Source organism: Streptomyces katrae (assembly GCF_000966975.1).
GTDB lineage: Bacteria > Actinomycetota > Actinomycetes > Streptomycetales > Streptomycetaceae > Streptomyces > Streptomyces katrae.
In genome coordinates this window covers 1-1,261 of record NZ_JZWV01001209.1, presented here as the reverse complement: position 1 = coordinate 1,261, position 1,261 = coordinate 1, and the positions used below count along the sequence as shown (strand labels likewise).

Genomic DNA, 1,261 nt, shown 5'->3' with positions numbered 1-1,261 from the left:
CGGGCATCGCCGGCGTACTGAAGTCCGTACTGGCCCTCCAGCACGGAGTCCTGCCCAGGACCCTGCACGCCGAGACCCCCTCCCCGCACGTGGACTGGACCGCCGGAAGGGTCCGGCTGCTGACCGACGCCGTGGACTGGCCCGCCACCGGCCGCCCCCGCCGCTACGGCGTCTCCTCCTTCGGCATCAGCGGCACCAACGTCAGCGGCACCAACGCCCACGCCATCCTCGAAGAACCCCCCGCCGATCCCGAGGCAGCCGCCACCCCGGCCCAGGCCGAACCCGCGGGGGCCGAAGCCGCCGGGGCCGAAGCCCCCGCCGTGCCCTGGGTCCTGTCGGCCCGCAGCCCCGAGGCGCTGGCCGCCCGGGCCGAGGCCCTCCTCGCCCACACCGCCGCGCACCCGGGCCTGCGGCCCGCCGACATCGGCCACGCCCTCGCCACCACCCGTACGGCCTTCGAGCACCGCGCCCTCGTCACCGGCGCCACCGGGGCCGAACTCACCGAGGGCCTGCGCGCCCTCGCCGCCGGCGGCTCCACGCCCCGCACCGCCCGGGGCACCGCCGCCCACGGCCGCCGCGTCGCCTTCGTCTTCCCCGGCCAGGGCTCCCAGTGGGCCGGCATGGCCGTCGGACTCCTCGACACCTCCGAGTTCTTCCGGGAGCGGATCGCCGCCTGCGGCCGCGCCCTGGCCCCGTACGTGGACTGGGACCTGGAGGGCGTCCTGCGCGGCGCCCCCGGTGCCCCGGCCCTCGACAGCGCCGACGACGTGGTCCAGCCGGCCCTGTGGGCCGTCATGGTCTCCCTCGCCGAACTGTGGCGCTCCTTCGGCGTCGAGCCCTCGGCCGTCATCGGCCACTCGCAGGGCGAGATCGCCGCCGCCGCGGTCTCCGGCGCCCTCGGTCTCGACGACGCCGCCCGGGTCGTCGCCCTCCGCAGCCGCCTCCTCGCCCGCCTCGCGGGACTCGGCGGCATGGTCTCCGTACCCGAACCCCTCGCCGACGTCACCCGGCGCCTGGAGCAGTGGGGCGAACGCCTCGGCGTCGCCGCCGTCAACGGGCCCCGCTCCACCGTCGTCTCCGGCGACGCCGACGCCCTGGAAGAGTTCCTCGCCGCCTGCACCGCCGACGGCGTCCGCGCCAAGCGCGTCCCCGTCGACTACGCCTCCCACTCCGCGCACGTGGAGCTCATCGAGGCCGAACTCGCCGAAGCCCTCGCCGGCATCACCCCGCGCACCCCGCGCGTCCCGTTCTACTCCCCGTC

1 protein-coding gene is annotated in these 1,261 nt (G+C 77.2%); it reads left to right on the top strand.

Features of this window, described 5'->3' with window-relative positions:
- Positions 1 to 1,261 (top strand): acyltransferase domain-containing protein (locus VR44_RS35070; RefSeq protein ID WP_045951693.1); only part of this gene is annotated, 1,261 nt, incomplete at both ends.